This is a genomic window from Pseudomonas sp. B21-054 (assembly GCF_026016345.1).
GTDB lineage: Bacteria > Pseudomonadota > Gammaproteobacteria > Pseudomonadales > Pseudomonadaceae > Aquipseudomonas.
Genome location: NZ_CP087204.1, coordinates 1,540,136 through 1,554,594 on the forward strand (window position 1 = coordinate 1,540,136; position 14,459 = coordinate 1,554,594).

Genomic DNA, 14,459 nt, shown 5'->3' on the forward strand with positions numbered 1-14,459 from the left:
GGACGATAAGGGGAGGGCGATTATAAAAGAACACGAGTGCGGCGATAGGTGTATACCTGACTTCACATCCCGTATGAGTGGAGTACGTATCATGGCCAAAGGCATGGATTCAAAAAAAGCGGCAAAGAAAAAACCGGCGAAGACTGCCGATGAAAAACGCGCTGACAAAAAGACCAAGAAGGTGAATCTGTTCGGTCATTGAACCGGTACTGCGTCGGTTGACCCCAGGGATGAGCTGGGGCTGTCACCCCAACTCATGCGCTGAAACCGTTACAGCGTGGCGCTGCCCCAGGCTCAAAGCGAGGCGAGAAACGTATCCGTGACCAGGTCCTTGTCGCCCTTACGGTTCTGCTGCGCTTTTTCGACCTGGGCCATCGCTGACTTGTCCTGCATGCGCTGGGCAATCTCTTGGCTGACCGCCATTTGTTTCTCGGGCGGCATCGCCTCGAACTCTTCTTCAGTAATGCCCATCTCTTCGAGGATGCTGTCGCGCAGGCGCTCTTCGGGGGTCTTGCTCATGTAGTCCTTGAACTCGGCGGTTGCAGAGCCGCCCAGCGCCTTGGCCGCATCGGACGCTGATGAGGCCAGGGTTTGCAATTGCACGCGGGTCTTGGCGAAAGCCTCATCGACGTTGTCGTTGATGGCGGCGGCCGCACTGACCTGTTGGGTGGCGCGGCGGGTGAAGGACTCCTGGACCTGGGCACTTCCTTGACTGGCCTGGGCCTGGACGTTATCGCGCAACGCCTGCAACGCGGCGCTTTGCAGGCCGCTGGCGGCTTCGGCGGTCGGATCCTCGCCCGGGTGTTTGAGCGGCAAGACCATCGCTTGCTGTTTTGCACTGACCAACATGATGAATTCCTGTGGGTAATGGCTGAGCGATGGGCAGGAGCAAAACCCATGCCGCCGCCGTGAGCCTCCTGGATTTCAACGGCGGTGGACGCAAGGGCTACGAGTCAGGCGGCCAACCCTTGCCGTCGGACGGCATGGATCGACCGCCTCCGTGTGGGGAGGTTGCCGGCTCAGGTGCTTTCGCGCACCTTGAGTTCAAAGCCCAGGTCCACCACCGGCTGAGCGATGCGGTTACCCGCCATCAACGTCAGCATCTGTTCGGCGGCACGGCGGCCGATGGCTTCCCGTGGCGTGTTGATGCTGCTCAGGCGCGGCACCATGTGGGCCGAGGCGGGCAGGTCGTTGAAGCCAAGGATCGAGACCTGCTCGGGGATCTTGATGCCACAGCGCAGGGCTTCGAGCAGGGCGCCGTGGGCCAGGTCGTCGTTGCCGAAGAAGATGGCATCGACGTCTGGATGACTGGCCAGCAGTTGCAGGAACAACTCGCCGCCCAGGCCCACCGATGACGGGCGCGGTGTCAACATTTCCAGGTCCGGGTCATACAGCCCGGCTTTCTGCAGGGCGCGCCGGAATCCTTCGCCGCGCAACAGCGTGCGCTGGTCCAGTTGCGCGCCGATGTACGCCAGGCGCTTGCGACCTCGGGAGATCAGGTGCTCGGCCGCTGTCTCGCCGGCCTTGAGCTGGGAAAAGCCGACGCAATTGAGGCCGGCGCCCGGATCCAGCTCCATCATGTACACACACGGAATATTGCTCGCCTCGATCATGCGTCGGGCGCTTTCGGTGCGGTCGAAGCCCGTCAGCAGCAAACCACGCGGTTGATAGGCCATGTAGTTGCGCAGCAGGTCTTCTTCTTCGTCCCGGGAGTAGTGGTAGTTGCCGATCACCACTTCGAAGCCCTTGGGTCGCAGCACGCGATGAATGGCTTCCAGGGTGTCGATGAACAGCAGGTTGGACAACGACGGCACCAGCACCACCACCGAATGGCTCTGGGCCGAAGCCAGGGCGCGGGCGGCGGGATTGACGACGTAGTTGAGTTCCACGGCGGCCTGGCGGACTTTTTCCACCAGGTCGGCAGCTACGGTGCTGACGCCACGCAGGGCACGGGAGGCGGTGATGGGGCTGACACCGGCCAGGCGTGCGACTTCATTGAGCGTAGGGCGACCGGTGGTGCGAGTATTCTTATCGTTTTTAGGGGCGGTCATCAGGGCGGCTTGCCAAACAAAAATCAAGGCACTAAGGTAGCGCTGTCTCGACGCGGCTGCAAATGCGTGAGTGGGGTTTGCCTGAGCCCCGTCCGTTGGTGTCGTGAACGAACATGCTGCAACCACAAAAATGACAAGAAGGCGTCGGCAACTTCTGCTTTTGCTACGGTGTCATAACTGGCAAAGGTAGCGCTGTCTGCGCGCTGAGGTGTTACATGACTAATCCCATCACTGCCCTGGTCATCATGGGCGTTGCCGGTTGCGGCAAAACCTGCGTCAGCCAGGCCTTGTGCCAATTGAGCGGTGCCACCGCCATCGAAGGCGACACTTTCCATCCTGCGGCCAACATCCAGAAGATGAGCGCCGGTATTCCCCTGAACGACGACGACCGTGCCGGCTGGCTCGACAGCCTGTGCGATGAGTTGCGCCGTGTCGACGCTACGGGCGAGCGCCCGGTGCTGACCTGTTCGGCCCTCAAGCACAGTTACCGCGAGCGTCTGCGCAGCGCCTTGCCTGGCCTGGGCTTCGTATTCCTTGAATTGACCCCCGAAGTGGCCGCCGATCGTGTTTCCCATCGTCCAGGCCATTTCATGCCGTCGACCCTGATCGACAGCCAGTTTGCCACCCTTGAATCCCCTGTCGGCGAGCCCCTGACCCTGGCTCTGGACGCGTCCAGCCACAGCGTCGATGAATTGGCTCATCAGGCTTACACCTGGTGGCTGGAACACGGTTTGAAGCTGGCCAGTTGAGCTTCAATCTATTTGCGTCAGAAAGATAGCGCTGTCCCGACGGCTTACAAATAACTGCTTCAATAACAACAACAAATCAGGAGACACCTCCCATGTTCGGCATGTCCCACGAGACGTTCCTACTGCTTGATGCAGTGGTCACGGTGATCGGACTCATCGTCCTTATCACCAAGTTCAAGTTCCACCCGTTCATTGCCCTGACCATCGCCGCCGCGTTCCTCGGCCTGACGTCGGGCATGCCGACCGGCACCATCATCAAGGCTTTCCAGGACGGCTTTGGTGGCGTGCTGGGCTTTGTCGGCATCATCCTGGCGCTGGGCACGATGCTCGGCAAAATGATGGCCGAGTCGGGCGGGGCCGATCAGATCGCCCAGACCCTGATCCGCGCCTTCGGCAAGGATAAAGTCCAGTGGGCCATGATGTTCGCCGCGTTCCTGGTGGGCATCCCGCTGTTCTTCGAAATCGGCTTCGTACTGCTGATCCCGCTGGTGTTCATCGTTGCGCGCCGCACCGGCGTGTCGATCATCAAGATCGGTATCCCGCTGCTGGCCGGTCTTTCCGCGGTCCACGGCCTGGTGCCGCCGCACCCGGGGCCGTTGCTGGCGATTGGCATATTTGGCGCCGACATCGGCAAGACCATTCTCTACGGCCTGATCGTCGCGCTGCCGACGGCCATCATTGCCGGTCCGATCTTCGGTACGTTCATTGCCAAGCACATCCCCGGCCATCCGAACCAGGAACTGGTGGATCAACTGGCGCGCGAGACGGATTCCGCCGATCTGCCGAGCTTCGGCATCACCCTGGTCACCGTGCTGTCGCCGGTGTTCCTGATGCTGCTCAAGACCTTCGCTGACGTGGCGCTGCCGGACGGCAATATCTTCCGCGCCTGGATGGACATGATCGGCCACCCGATCTCGGCTTTGCTGCTGGCCTTGTTGCTGTCGCTGTACACCTTCGGCTACAAGCAGGGCATCGGTTCCAGCCAGATGCTCAAGTGGCTGGACGCCAGCCTGGCGCCAACCGCCGCGATCATCCTGATCATCGGTGCCGGTGGTGGCTTCAAGCAGATGCTGGTGACCAGCGGCGTGGGTGACGTGATTGGCCATATGGCCGTGAGCGCGCAGATTTCCCCGATCCTGCTGGCCTGGCTGGTGGCGGCGGTGATTCGCATCGCCACGGGTTCGGCGACAGTGGCAACCATTACCGGTGCCGGGATCGTGGTGCCGGTGGTAGGGATGATGCCGGGTGTGAACCGTGAGCTGCTGGTACTGGCGACCGGTGCCGGTTCGTTGATCCTGTCCCACGTCAACGATGCGGGTTTCTGGCTGGTCAAGCAGTACTTCAACATGACCGTGGCCGAGACCTTCAAGACCTGGACCGCGATGGAAACCATCCTGTCGGTGGTGGGGTTGATCTTTATCCTGCTGCTGTCGTTGGTGGTCTAACCGACGGTATGTAACCCATTGTGGGAGCGAGCTTGCTCGCGATGGCGCACTTACAGTCGATACTTCGCTGACTGTTGTACCGCTATCGCGAGCAAGCTCGCTCCCACACTGGTTTCGGATGATCAGCAGAGCCAGGGCGGGAGCCAACCCCCGCCGCTGGTTTAGGTCAGGCGTTAGGTTTGCTTACCAACCCATCCGCCCTGAACATCCCACGGATCCCACGCACCGCCTGGCGGATCCGGTCCTGGTTTTCGATCAGCGCAAAGCGCACGTGATCATCCCCATACTCCCCGAACCCCACCCCCGGCGAGACGCAGACCTTGGCTTCGGCCAGCAGCTTCTTGGCGAACTCCAGCGAGCCCAGGTGCGCATAGGCCTCGGGGATCTTGGCCCAGACGTACATCGACGCCTTGGGGTTTTCCACCATCCAGCCCAGTTCATGCAGCCCCTTGACCAGTACATTGCGGCGCTGGCGGTATTGCTCGGCGATGTCGCGCACGCATTGTTGGTCGCCTTCAAGGGCGGCGATGGCCGCTACCTGCAACGGGGTGAAGGTACCGTAGTCGTGGTAGCTCTTGATCCGCGCCAGGGCGTTGACCAGTTCCGGATTGCCTACCATGAAGCCGATGCGCCAGCCGGCCATGTTGTAGCTTTTGGACAGGGTGAAGAATTCCACGGCAATGTCTTTCGCACCCGGCACTTGCATGATCGACGGGGCTTTCCAGCCGTCGTAGACGATGTCGGCGTAGGCCAGGTCGTGAATCACCAGCACGTCGTACTGCTTGGCCAGAGCGATGACCCGTTCGAAGAAATCCAGCTCCACGCACTGGGCGGTGGGGTTGGACGGGAAGCCGAGGATCATCATCTTTGGTTTCGGAATCGAGCCGCGAATGGCCCGCTCCAGTTCGTCGAAGAAATCCACACCAGGCACCAGCGGTACCGAACGCACCTGGGCGCCGGCGATCACCGCGCCGTAGATGTGGATCGGGTAACTGGGGTTGGGCACCAGCACCGTGTCGCCCTGGTCCAGGGTCGCCAGCATCAAGTGCGCCAGGCCTTCCTTGGAACCGATGGTGACGATGGCTTCGGTTTCCGGGTCGATGTCCACTTCATAGCGGTCCTTGTACCAGCGCGAAATGGCGCGGCGCAGGCGCGGGATGCCTTTGGAGGTTGAGTAGCCGTGGGTGTCTTCGCGCTGGGCGACGGTGACCAGTTTTTCCACGATGTGTGGTGGTGTGGCGCCGTCGGGGTTACCCATGCTCAAGTCGATGATGTCTTCGCCGCGCCGACGCGCAGCCATCTTCAGCTCGGCAGTGATATTGAATACGTACGGGGGGAGTCGATCGATGCGCGCAAAGCGGCGCGGCGAACCTTGTTCGGCCATTGTTGCCTCGAAATACGTGAGCGCCCGGAACCGTCCGAGCGACGTTGGCCACTGCGGTGGCCTGCGGCGGAAGATAATGGGGCTGATGGCAAATTGTCCAGTAGCGGCGCAGAACTATTTTCGACGACACTGTCGACCCGCACGTGCGACCTTCATCCACGCCCGCGGACGGTTCAACCCGCCCTAGCCACAATTCGAACGGAATGATGATGGAATTTTCCAGCGGTTTCTTGCTGAGCCTCTCCCTGTGCCTGGACATTGGCGTGGCCAATATCGCGATGATTACCCTGGCGATGCAGCGTGGCTATTTCCAGGGTTTCGCCTTGGGCCTGGGCACCTGCGTGGGCGACCTGGTCTATGCCGTCCTGGCCTTGGCCGGCATGACCGTGCTGCTGCAATACGCAGCGGTGCGCTGGGTGCTGTGGATCGGCGGTTCGGTGTTGTTGCTGTATTTTGCGGCGAAAATGATCCATTCGGCGATTTACCACAGCGCAGTGTTGGCGCCGGCGGGTGAGGGGCGGGGCGATTCCTCTGGCCAGGCATTCTTTCGCGGGATTTTCCTGGCCATGTCATCACCCAGTGCCATTCTCTGGTTCGCGGCGGTGGGCGGCACGCTCATTGCTCGTTCAGGCGGAGGGACATTGCTCAGCTCGGCGCTGTTCCTCAGCGGTTTTCTCTGTGCCGGGCTGTTGTGGTGCGCAGCCCTGTGCCTGGCAGCGACCCAGGGCGGCAAATTGTTGGGCGATAAACTGTTGCGCTACTCCTATTGGGCATCGGCGGCGATCTTCTGCTATTTCGCGGTGTATGTGATTGTTTCTGGGTACAACGAGTTTGTAGGAAAAACCGCTGCGACCGTACTGCCTGGACTCTGATAAGCGAAACGGCCTGGCAATCACGGTTTGGCTTCTATACTGCCAAGCCCGATCTCATGTTTTCCGGAGTGTTGACGCATGGAAGAGCACAAGCGCGATAACGCAGCCGAACCACGCTTTGAGCACGGACGCTTTCAGCTGATCGCGGGTTTTGGTGCCCGTTTTACCCAGGAAACCGCCCAGGACATTCCGCTGCTCTGGGAAAAGTTCCTGCCCTGGCTCGGTAAGGTGCCAGGGCAGAAAGACGAAGTAACCTACGGCGTGTGTTGCAACGCGGACGGGAAGGGCGGGTTCGAATACATCGCCGGGGTGGAAATCAGCCGGCTCGACGATCTGCCTGAGCAATACCGCTGGATCGAAATTCCGGCCGGATACTACGCGGTGTTCGAACACAAAGGCCCATTGAAAAGCCTGCCGGACACGTTCCAGTACATCTGGAAAGAGTGGTTGCCGCGGTCCGGGCACGAAGCAGCGGACGAACCGGAATTCGAACGTTACAGCGAAGACTTCAACCCCAAGACCGGCGAGGGCACCCTGGAGATCTGGATACCGCTCAAGCCGAGCTGATCGATGTGGACCCCTGTGGGAGCGGGCTTGCTCGCGAAGGCGGTGGGTCAGCTTGCATCAGTGTTAAATGTGCTGGCGCTTTCGCGAGCAAGCCCGCTCCCACAGGGGATGGTGGCGCCCTTCAGCGATTGTTAAAACACCAAGCCCATCCGCCGCTCGTAGCCGATGCGGCCCTTGTAAGCCTCTCCGCTGTCGACCCAGCCCAGGCGGGTGTACAGGCCAATGGCCGATTCGTTATCCGCATCCACCGACAGTTCCAGCCCCCTGATTTGCGGCCAAGCCGCCCGCGCCACGTCGGGCAGCGCTTGCAGGCAGGCCTTGCCGTACCCCTTGCCCTGGGCCCGATAATCGACTTGCAGGGCGTGCAGGGTGGCGCTGTGCTCATCGGCCCAGGCGGGCAACACGGGTGGGCGCTTGAGCAGCAGGAACGCCACTGGCACGTCGTCGGCCAATAATGCGAACCCCTTGACCCCCGGGCCAGGCTTGGACAGCAGTGTGTGCAACGCACCGTGGATATCGCCGGCGAACTTGACCTGTTCGGGGTGGATCTCGATGGCTTCGACCTGCTTGCGTTGGAGCGCGGTGAGCGCTTCGTACGGTATGAGCTGTGCGATCACAAGAATGTCCGTTGTTTGGCGGCGAAAAAGGGCCGGGGAATTCTAGCGAATTTTTTTCTTTGAATTATTTTGTTTGGTTGTCGATTCAGCGTTTCTCCAAACGACTAAGGGTGTCTTCAACAAAAAACTGCGGAGAATCATCATGAACACCCAAGCCACTGAAACCGAGATCCAAGCCCTGATCGATACGTATCGCCAGGCTGTCATGACCAAGGACGTCGAAAAGGTCATGGCGCTCTATGACGACAACATCGTCTCGTTCGATGCCATCCAGGCCTTGCAATTCAAAGGCAAGGCCGCTTACCGGGCCCATTGGCAGGCTTGCATGGAGATGTGCCCCGGTCCGCACAAGTTCGACTTTCATCAAGTCAAGATTACCCCGGCCGACACCATCGCTTTCGCCCATTGGCTGGCTTATTGCGGCGGCACCAACGAGAAGGGCGAGGAACAGGCCTGCTGGATGCGCGTCACCGCCTGCTACCAGCGTGTAGCCGGGCAATGGCGGATCGTCCATGAACACTGGTCCGCCCCGTTCGACCCGATGGCCGGTACAGCGCTGTTCGACCTGCAACCCTGATCGTCGGTTTTTTCGCCAAGCGTCTTTGCGCCGTCCATAGTTGATCAGTTCGATCACGGAGCCTTCCATGAAGTACTTATGCCTGGTCTATAGCAACGAACACGTGCTGCACAGCTCGCCTGACAGCCCGGAGGATGCCGAGTGCATGGCCTATGCCGAATCGATCCAGGGCAGCGGGCGGATGCTCGCCGCCGAAGCCCTGGAGTCGGTACAGACCGCCACCACGGTGCGCATGCGCGGTGGCAAGCTGTCGATCACCGACGGCCCGTTCGCTGAAACCAAGGAGCAACTGGCGGGCTTCTACCTGATCGACGCCAAGGACTTGAACGAAGCGATCCAGGTCGCCGGCAACATTCCGGCGGCCCGGGTCGGCTGCGTCGAAGTCCGACCGGTACGCCAACTGAATCCCTGAACAACAATCACAAACAGGACTTCATCCATGAACCTCAAGCCTGCCCCTTTTGAGCTATCCATCAGCCGGGTGATCGACGCCCCGCGCCAGAAGATTTTCCGCGCCTGGACCGAGCCGGCCCTGCTGGTCCAATGGTGGGGCCCCCATGGCATGACCACGCCGGAATGCGAAATGGACCTGTGGGTCGGCGGCCAGTTTCGCACGCTGATGCGCGCGCCCGATGGCAGTGAATACCCGACCCTGGGGGTCTTCCTGGAAATCGTCGCGCCGCGGCGCCTGGTGTTTACCGATGCGTTTGTGCCTGGCTGGATACCTTCCGGCAAAGCCTTCATGACCGCCGAAGTGCTGCTCGAGGAGGAGAGCGGTAAAACCCGTTACACCGCCCGCGCCCTGCACTGGACTGAAGAAGACCGCCAGGCCCACGAGGCCATGGGCTTCCATGAGGGCTGGGGGCAAAGCCTGGACCGGCTCGAAACGCTGGTGACCCAAGGCATGCCCGACTGATGTCGGCCGAAGCGGTCAAGGCGCGGGTCGAACAGGTTTATAGGCAGGACTCGCGGCGGATCCTGGCGACCCTGATTCGCCTGCTGGGGGATTTCGACCTCGCCGAAGAAGCCTTGCACGAGGCCTTCTTCATCGCGGTCGAGCGTTGGCAGCGCGACGGTGTGCCGGACAATCCACGGGCGTGGCTGGTGTCTGCCGGGCGCTTCAAAGCCATCGACAGTTTGCGTAAGCGGGCACGTTTTGCCGCCTCCCGACCGCTGTTGATTGCCCAGCTCGAAGAACTGGAACAGGCCGACTGGAGTGAGGAAGACGTGGAAGACGATCGTCTGCGGCTGATTTTCACCTGTTGCCACCCGGCCCTGGCCGCGGATGCCCAGGTACCGCTGACGCTGCGGGAAGTGTGCGACCTGACCACCGAGGAGATCGCCCGGGCTTTCCTCGCCGCCCCAGCGGCCATTGCCCAGCGCATCGTGCGGGCCAAGGCGAAAATTCGCGATGCGAAGATCCCTTATCAGGTGCCCTCCCGCTCGGAACTGCCCGATCGGCTGGACAGCGTGCTGCGGGTGATTTACCTGGTGTTCAACGAAGGTTATTCGGCATCCATGGGCAGCGAGCTGACCCGCGAAGACCTGACCCGCGAAGCGATCCGCCTCGGGCGCCTGCTGATGGAGCTGCTGCCCGAAGCCGAGGTCATGGGGTTGCTGGCGTTGATGCTGCTGCACGAGTCTCGACGGCCGGCGAGAACCTCACACGCCGGTGAGCTGGTGCTGCTCGATGAACAGGACCGCTCCCTGTGGGACGCCGAGCTGATTGCCGAAGGCTGTGCCCTGGTGGAAGCTGCGCTGAGTACCCGGCGGTTTGGACCTTATTGCCTGCAAGCGGCGATTGCGGCGGTGCATGCCGAAGCGCCCACGGCGCAGGAGACCGACTGGCCGCAGATCGTCGGGCTTTACGATGTGCTGCTGCGTGCCGTGCCCTCGCCGGTGATCGAACTCAACCGGGCTGCCGCGCTGGCCAAGCGCGATGGGCCGCTGGAAGGGTTACGCTTGATCGATGGGATCCTTGGGCGCGGTGAGTTGCTGGACTATCACCTGGCCTACTCGGCGCGGGCTGAATTCTGTCGGCAGTTAGGGCGATTGGATGAGGCGAGGACAGCGTATCGACGGGCATTGGAGTTGACGCAGCAACTGCCGGAACGGCGGTTTATCGAGGGGCGGCTTGCGGGGTTGCAGTGATGGGCCACCAAGGACCTGCAAGCACCGAATCTGTGGCGAGGGGATTTATCCCCGCTCGAGTGCGCAGCGCTCGCCGACAACTGGCAGCGTTGCATAGAGATCTGGGATTGCTTCGCAATCCAACGGGGATAAATCCCCTCGCCACAAGAACAGCTTCGGCTCTATTTCTACTGAGTGACGGCATCAGACAAAAAAAAGCGACCCGAAGGTCGCTTTTTAAGTCAGCCAACCTTGATCAGAACTCGTGATCAGCGTTGTCCGGGTTCAGGTCGCTGATACCCAGCTTGCCCGCAGCCTGTTCAATCGAACCGGTCTGCTTGACCAGGGCGGCGATGGCGTCGCGCACGATCTGGTTGCCGGCGGTGTTACCGGCGGCGATCAGTTGGTCGTAGTGCTCACCCTTGTTGGCGTGATCGACCATGACCTGGATCTTGGCTTCGGTGTCGGCCAGATCGGCCTTGAGCGCGGTGTCGGCGGCCGGGTCGGCCTTGGCCACCAGGGACGACAGGCTGGCGCCGGTCATCTTGGTACCGTCGACGCGGGTGTATTCGCCCAGATACACGTTACGCACACCTTTGGCATCGTAGAAATGCGAGTTGTGCGTGTTGTCGCTGAAGCAGTCCTGCTCGTCTTCTGGCGAGTTGGCTTCCAGGGACACCTTCATGCGCTCGCCCGCCAGTTCACCCAGGGACAGGCTGCCCATGCCGAACAGCATCTTGCGCAGGCCGCTTTCGGCCGGCTCGGCTTCCAGGGTAGCGCGGTAGTTGTCAGCCACGTTCGGCTTCCAGTTGCCGACCATTTCTTCCAGGTCGTTGACCAGCAGCTGGGTCACGGACTTGAGGTAGGCACGCCGACGATCGTTGTGGCCGCCAGTGGCACCGGCGCCCTGCAGGTAGTCGGAAGCCGGACGGTTGCCCGCGCCAGGGCCGGTGCCGTTGAGGTCCTGGCCCCACAGCAGGAATTCGATGGCGTGGTAGCCGGTGGCGACGTTCGCCTCGGAACCGCCCAGCTCGTTGAGACTGGCGAGTTTTTCCGGGGTGATGTCTTTTACGTCGACCTTGTCTTCACCCACCTGGACTTCGGTGTTGGCGATGATGTTGGCAGTGGCGCCCGGGTTACCCAGCGCGTGCTCGTAGGATTTGTCGACGTAGTCGATCAGGCCTTCATCCAGGGGCCAGGCGTTCACTTGGCCTTCCCAGTCGTCGATGATGGTGTTGCCGAAGCGGAACACTTCGCTCTGCAGGTAAGGCACGCGTGCGGCGACCCAGGCAGCCTTGGCGGCTTTCAGGGTATCGGCGTTCGGCTTGGCCAGGAACGCGTCGACGGCGGTTTGCAGGGTTTTCGCGGTGGATTCGGCATCGCTGTAGACGGCATAGACGATGTCGGCGTAGTGCGCGACAACGGCCTTGGCGGCGGTTTCGTCAACTTTGCCGGTGGCCGCCGGGGCAGCCGGTGCCGCGGTGCTGGCAGCAGGCGTTGGCGCCTGCGGCGCGGCGGCCTTGTCTTTGCCTTCGCCGCAACCGGCGAGGGAAATAGCAATGGCCAGCAGACTGGCGGTGGCCAGGGGCATACGAATCATGGCGAACATCCTGCTTCGGTAATGGGATGGGACAGGCGCGAGGTGCGCAAAGCTGCGACATAATGCGAAAGATTTGCATTATGTGTAAAGGGCTGTGGCTGTAAATATTTCTTATTTAATCAATACAGGATTGCAGCCTTCGCAAGCTCCTACAGAACAAGTGCGATCCGTTGTAGGAACTGCTGAAGGCTGCAATTTATGAAAACCCATTAGGAAGGCATCAGATGATGGAGACCTTGCTGCGCTCCGCCTGCTTCAGATAAACGCCCAACTCCCGTGCCGGCAACGGTTTGCTGTAGTAATAGCCCTGACCTTCGTGACAGCCCTCGGCGATGATGTACGCCTCCTGCTCGACCGTCTCGACGCCTTCGGCGATCACTTGCATCCCCAGGCTTTTGCCCAGCTGGATGATGGCTCGGACGATGGTCGCGTCGTCTTCGTCATCGAGCAGGTCCTGGACGAAGCTCTTGTCGATCTTGATTTTGTCCAGCGGCAGGCTCTTGAGGTAGCTCAGGGACGAGTAACCGGTCCCGAAGTCATCGATGGCAATCAGCGCGCCGGAGCGGCGCAGGCTCAGCAAGTGCTGGGCGGCGGTGGTGATGTCTTCCATCAGGCCGGTTTCGGTGACTTCCAGCTCCAGGCTGCGCGGCGGCAAACGGTACATCTGCAGGAGATTGTTCACCACCCGTGGCAGTTCGGCGTGGTGCAGTTGCACCGTCGACAGGTTGACCGCCATGCGCAGGTCGACGAAGCCCTGGTCGTGCCATTCGCGCAACTGTTTGCAAGCCTGGTCCAGTACCCATTCGCCGATGGCGATGATGGTGCCGTTCTGCTCGGCCAAGGGAATGAACAAGTCCGGCGGCACGAGACCGTGTTCAGGGTGATGCCAGCGGATCAGGGCTTCGATCCCCACCACCCGCAGGTCGCGGTAACTGATTTGCGGCTGATACACCAGGGAGAATTGTTCGCGGGCCAAGGCTTCGCGCAGGTCTTTCTCCAGTTCGCGACGGCGGCGCATTTCGCTGTCGACGCTGGCGATGTAGAACTGGTAGCGATTGCGCGAGCGAGCCTTGGCCAGTGTCATGGTCTGCTCGGCTTTCTGTAACAGCTTCTCGGTACTGTCGCCGTCTTCGGGGAAGAGGGTGATGCCGATGGTGGCCCGCAGGCGAATTTGCTGATCGTCGATGGCGAACGGCGCCTCCAGGTCATCCAGGATGCTCTGGGCCAGCTCGGCGGCTTCATAGGGCTGCTCGATGTCGGCCTGGACCAGGGCGAACTGGTCGCCTCCCAATCGCGCCAGGGCCCCGAGGCGTCCGCTGTGGGCCCGCAACCGATCCGCGAGGGCCAGCAGCAACTGGTCGCCCGTCTGATAACTGAACTGTTCGTTGATACCCTTGAAATCATCCAGCCCTACACACAGCACCGCCACCCGCCGTTGCAGGCGCCCGGCGTCCACCAGGATCTTGTCCAACTGCTGTTGAAGCTGCTGACGGTTGGGCAGGCCGGTGAGGAAGTCGTACTGGGCCATTCGCAGCAGACTGTTTTCCGCTTCGTGGCGCAGGTGCGTATTGCGTTCGATGGATTCGAGCAACTGGTTGGCAGTATTGATCCAGAGGCCCAGCTCGTTTCTCTCGTGGCCCTTGAGCTGCGGGATCTTGTGGGCGCTGGGGCGGTCGGGATTGATCTCGGTCAGGTGCTCGATGATCCGTGACAGCGGCTTGGTCAGTAGCCAGTGATAGACCAGGTACAGCACCAGGCCCATGGCCAGGGCTCGCAGCATCCCGGAGATGAAGATGATGACCGAGTTGACGATGAAGCTCTGACCGTAGGTGGCGGTGTCGAGGGTAATGCTCAGGTCGCCGTAATACTCACTGTAGGGCCCGCGCCCCACTAATTGCGTCGTGAAGGTGCGCTCCTTGCCCAGGATCAGGTCGGTCAACCAGCGGCTTTCGGACTTCTGCAAGGGCCGGTTTTTTTCGGCGAGCATGGTTTCGTGAGGGTGGCCGATGGAGGCCATGCGCACGGCGTCGTCCTGGAACAGCCCTTCGATCACCTGCATGCCCATTTCCCGGTCCAGACTGTAGACGGCCTGGGTCGAAGGGTCCCGGAACATATCGAGAATCCGCTGGGCGTCGCTGGCCACGGCCCGGTTGGTTTTGTAGGCATCGAACACGATCTGGGCACAGCTCAAGACCATGCCAACGATCAATGCCGAGAGGAGCACGACCCGGAGCAACTTCACAGACAAGCTGTTCTTGAGTTCCAGCTTCAAAGAGGGGGTTCCTTGTTCTGTGCGGGTAGCGTCAAGTTGCCATGAGTATTGGCAATCCTGTGATGTCAGTCAAAGGGACAATCAAACACAGGGTTTTTCGTTTGAGGCCTGGCCGATACACCGTTTTTTCCGAGCGATTGCTCTACGGTCATTGTGTCGGTTGGAAAGGGGCGCAACTTGAGGCCAGGAAGGACT

14 protein-coding genes are annotated in these 14,459 nt (G+C 61.0%); 8 read left to right on the top strand and 6 right to left on the bottom strand.

Annotation, left to right across the window (positions count from 1 at the left end):
* Positions 1-294: 294 nt before the first annotated feature.
* Positions 295-849 (bottom strand): hypothetical protein, encoded by a 555-nt coding sequence (locus tag LOY70_RS06820; protein WP_265034884.1) that lies wholly within the window; start codon positions 847-849, stop codon positions 295-297.
* A gap of 170 nt (positions 850-1,019) precedes the next feature.
* On the bottom strand, positions 1,020-2,051 hold the full coding sequence (locus tag LOY70_RS06825; RefSeq protein WP_123342390.1) for a LacI family DNA-binding transcriptional regulator: 1,032 nt from the start codon (positions 2,049-2,051) through the stop codon (positions 1,020-1,022).
* A 215-nt stretch (positions 2,052-2,266) separates the two neighbouring features.
* Between LOY70_RS06825 and LOY70_RS06830 the strand changes: the two genes are divergently transcribed.
* Positions 2,267-2,800 (top strand): gluconokinase, encoded by a 534-nt coding sequence (locus LOY70_RS06830; protein ID WP_025212268.1) that lies wholly within the window; start codon positions 2,267-2,269, stop codon positions 2,798-2,800.
* A gap of 92 nt (positions 2,801-2,892) precedes the next feature.
* A complete protein-coding gene (locus LOY70_RS06835) occupies positions 2,893-4,245 on the top strand; it encodes a GntP family permease (RefSeq protein ID WP_123417220.1) in 1,353 nt (450 codons plus the stop codon).
* 166 nt (positions 4,246-4,411) lie between these two features.
* On the opposite strand, the gene alaC is transcribed toward LOY70_RS06835, so the two are convergent.
* Positions 4,412-5,629: an alanine transaminase gene (gene alaC, locus LOY70_RS06840; RefSeq protein ID WP_060738844.1), complete on the bottom strand. Its 1,218-nt coding sequence runs from the start codon at positions 5,627-5,629 to the stop codon at positions 4,412-4,414.
* Between the two features lie 209 nt (positions 5,630-5,838).
* On the opposite strand from alaC, the gene LOY70_RS06845 reads away from it, so the two are divergent.
* On the top strand, positions 5,839-6,501 hold the full coding sequence (locus tag LOY70_RS06845; protein WP_265034890.1) for a LysE family translocator: 663 nt from the start codon (positions 5,839-5,841) through the stop codon (positions 6,499-6,501).
* A 78-nt stretch (positions 6,502-6,579) separates the two neighbouring features.
* On the top strand, positions 6,580-7,068 hold the full coding sequence (locus LOY70_RS06850) for a GyrI-like domain-containing protein (protein ID WP_265034892.1): 489 nt from the start codon (positions 6,580-6,582) through the stop codon (positions 7,066-7,068).
* Between the two features lie 131 nt (positions 7,069-7,199).
* Here the strand turns inward: LOY70_RS06850 and LOY70_RS06855 are convergent, their stop codons facing one another.
* A complete protein-coding gene (locus LOY70_RS06855) occupies positions 7,200-7,685 on the bottom strand; it encodes a GNAT family N-acetyltransferase (protein ID WP_265034894.1) in 486 nt (161 codons plus the stop codon).
* Between the two features lie 142 nt (positions 7,686-7,827).
* Between LOY70_RS06855 and LOY70_RS06860 the strand changes: the two genes are divergently transcribed.
* The 4 genes from LOY70_RS06860 to LOY70_RS06875 all read left to right on the top strand — a co-directional run bounded on the left by LOY70_RS06860 (position 7,828) and on the right by LOY70_RS06875 (position 10,413).
* Complete coding sequence (locus LOY70_RS06860; RefSeq protein ID WP_265034896.1) at positions 7,828-8,262, top strand: YybH family protein; 435 nt, start codon at positions 7,828-7,830, stop codon at positions 8,260-8,262.
* Between the two features lie 67 nt (positions 8,263-8,329).
* Positions 8,330-8,674 carry a YciI family protein gene (locus LOY70_RS06865; protein ID WP_025212275.1) on the top strand — a complete coding sequence of 115 codons (345 nt, stop codon included), beginning with the start codon at positions 8,330-8,332 and terminating at the stop codon, positions 8,672-8,674.
* Positions 8,675-8,701: 27 nt separating this feature from the next.
* Positions 8,702-9,178 (top strand): SRPBCC family protein, encoded by a 477-nt coding sequence (locus tag LOY70_RS06870; RefSeq protein ID WP_123417217.1) that lies wholly within the window; start codon positions 8,702-8,704, stop codon positions 9,176-9,178.
* Positions 9,178-10,413: an RNA polymerase sigma factor gene (locus LOY70_RS06875; protein WP_265034900.1), complete on the top strand. Its 1,236-nt coding sequence runs from the start codon at positions 9,178-9,180 to the stop codon at positions 10,411-10,413. Before LOY70_RS06870 ends, LOY70_RS06875 begins: the two co-directional genes overlap by 1 nt.
* A 235-nt stretch (positions 10,414-10,648) precedes the next feature.
* Here the strand turns inward: LOY70_RS06875 and LOY70_RS06880 are convergent, their stop codons facing one another.
* Together LOY70_RS06880 and LOY70_RS06885 are read right to left on the bottom strand one after the other, a co-directional pair.
* The gene (locus LOY70_RS06880) at positions 10,649-11,992 is read right to left on the bottom strand and encodes an imelysin family protein (RefSeq protein WP_265034902.1); all 1,344 of its coding nucleotides are present in this window, start codon (positions 11,990-11,992) and stop codon (positions 10,649-10,651) included.
* Positions 11,993-12,212: 220 nt separating this feature from the next.
* Entirely contained in the window at positions 12,213-14,264 is a 2,052-nt protein-coding gene (locus LOY70_RS06885; RefSeq protein ID WP_265034905.1) for a putative bifunctional diguanylate cyclase/phosphodiesterase, read from the bottom strand.
* Positions 14,265-14,459: the final 195 nt, after the last annotated feature.

What these genes read in the sequence shown, in the direction of transcription:
- LOY70_RS06820 (WP_265034884.1), bottom strand. Translation starts at nt 849, where the DNA reads ATGTTGGTCAGTGCAAAACAGCAAGCGATGGTCTTGCCGCTCAAACAC.
- LOY70_RS06825 (WP_123342390.1), bottom strand. Translation starts at nt 2,051, where the DNA reads ATGACCGCCCCTAAAAACGATAAGAATACTCGCACCACCGGTCGCCCT.
- LOY70_RS06830 (WP_025212268.1), top strand. Translation starts at nt 2,267, where the DNA reads ATGACTAATCCCATCACTGCCCTGGTCATCATGGGCGTTGCCGGTTGC.
- LOY70_RS06835 (WP_123417220.1), top strand. Translation starts at nt 2,893, where the DNA reads ATGTTCGGCATGTCCCACGAGACGTTCCTACTGCTTGATGCAGTGGTC.
- alaC (WP_060738844.1), bottom strand. Translation starts at nt 5,629, where the DNA reads ATGGCCGAACAAGGTTCGCCGCGCCGCTTTGCGCGCATCGATCGACTC.
- LOY70_RS06845 (WP_265034890.1), top strand. Translation starts at nt 5,839, where the DNA reads ATGGAATTTTCCAGCGGTTTCTTGCTGAGCCTCTCCCTGTGCCTGGAC.
- LOY70_RS06850 (WP_265034892.1), top strand. Translation starts at nt 6,580, where the DNA reads ATGGAAGAGCACAAGCGCGATAACGCAGCCGAACCACGCTTTGAGCAC.
- LOY70_RS06860 (WP_265034896.1), top strand. Translation starts at nt 7,828, where the DNA reads ATGAACACCCAAGCCACTGAAACCGAGATCCAAGCCCTGATCGATACG.
- LOY70_RS06865 (WP_025212275.1), top strand. Translation starts at nt 8,330, where the DNA reads ATGAAGTACTTATGCCTGGTCTATAGCAACGAACACGTGCTGCACAGC.
- LOY70_RS06870 (WP_123417217.1), top strand. Translation starts at nt 8,702, where the DNA reads ATGAACCTCAAGCCTGCCCCTTTTGAGCTATCCATCAGCCGGGTGATC.
- LOY70_RS06875 (WP_265034900.1), top strand. Translation starts at nt 9,178, where the DNA reads ATGTCGGCCGAAGCGGTCAAGGCGCGGGTCGAACAGGTTTATAGGCAG.
- LOY70_RS06880 (WP_265034902.1), bottom strand. Translation starts at nt 11,992, where the DNA reads ATGATTCGTATGCCCCTGGCCACCGCCAGTCTGCTGGCCATTGCTATT.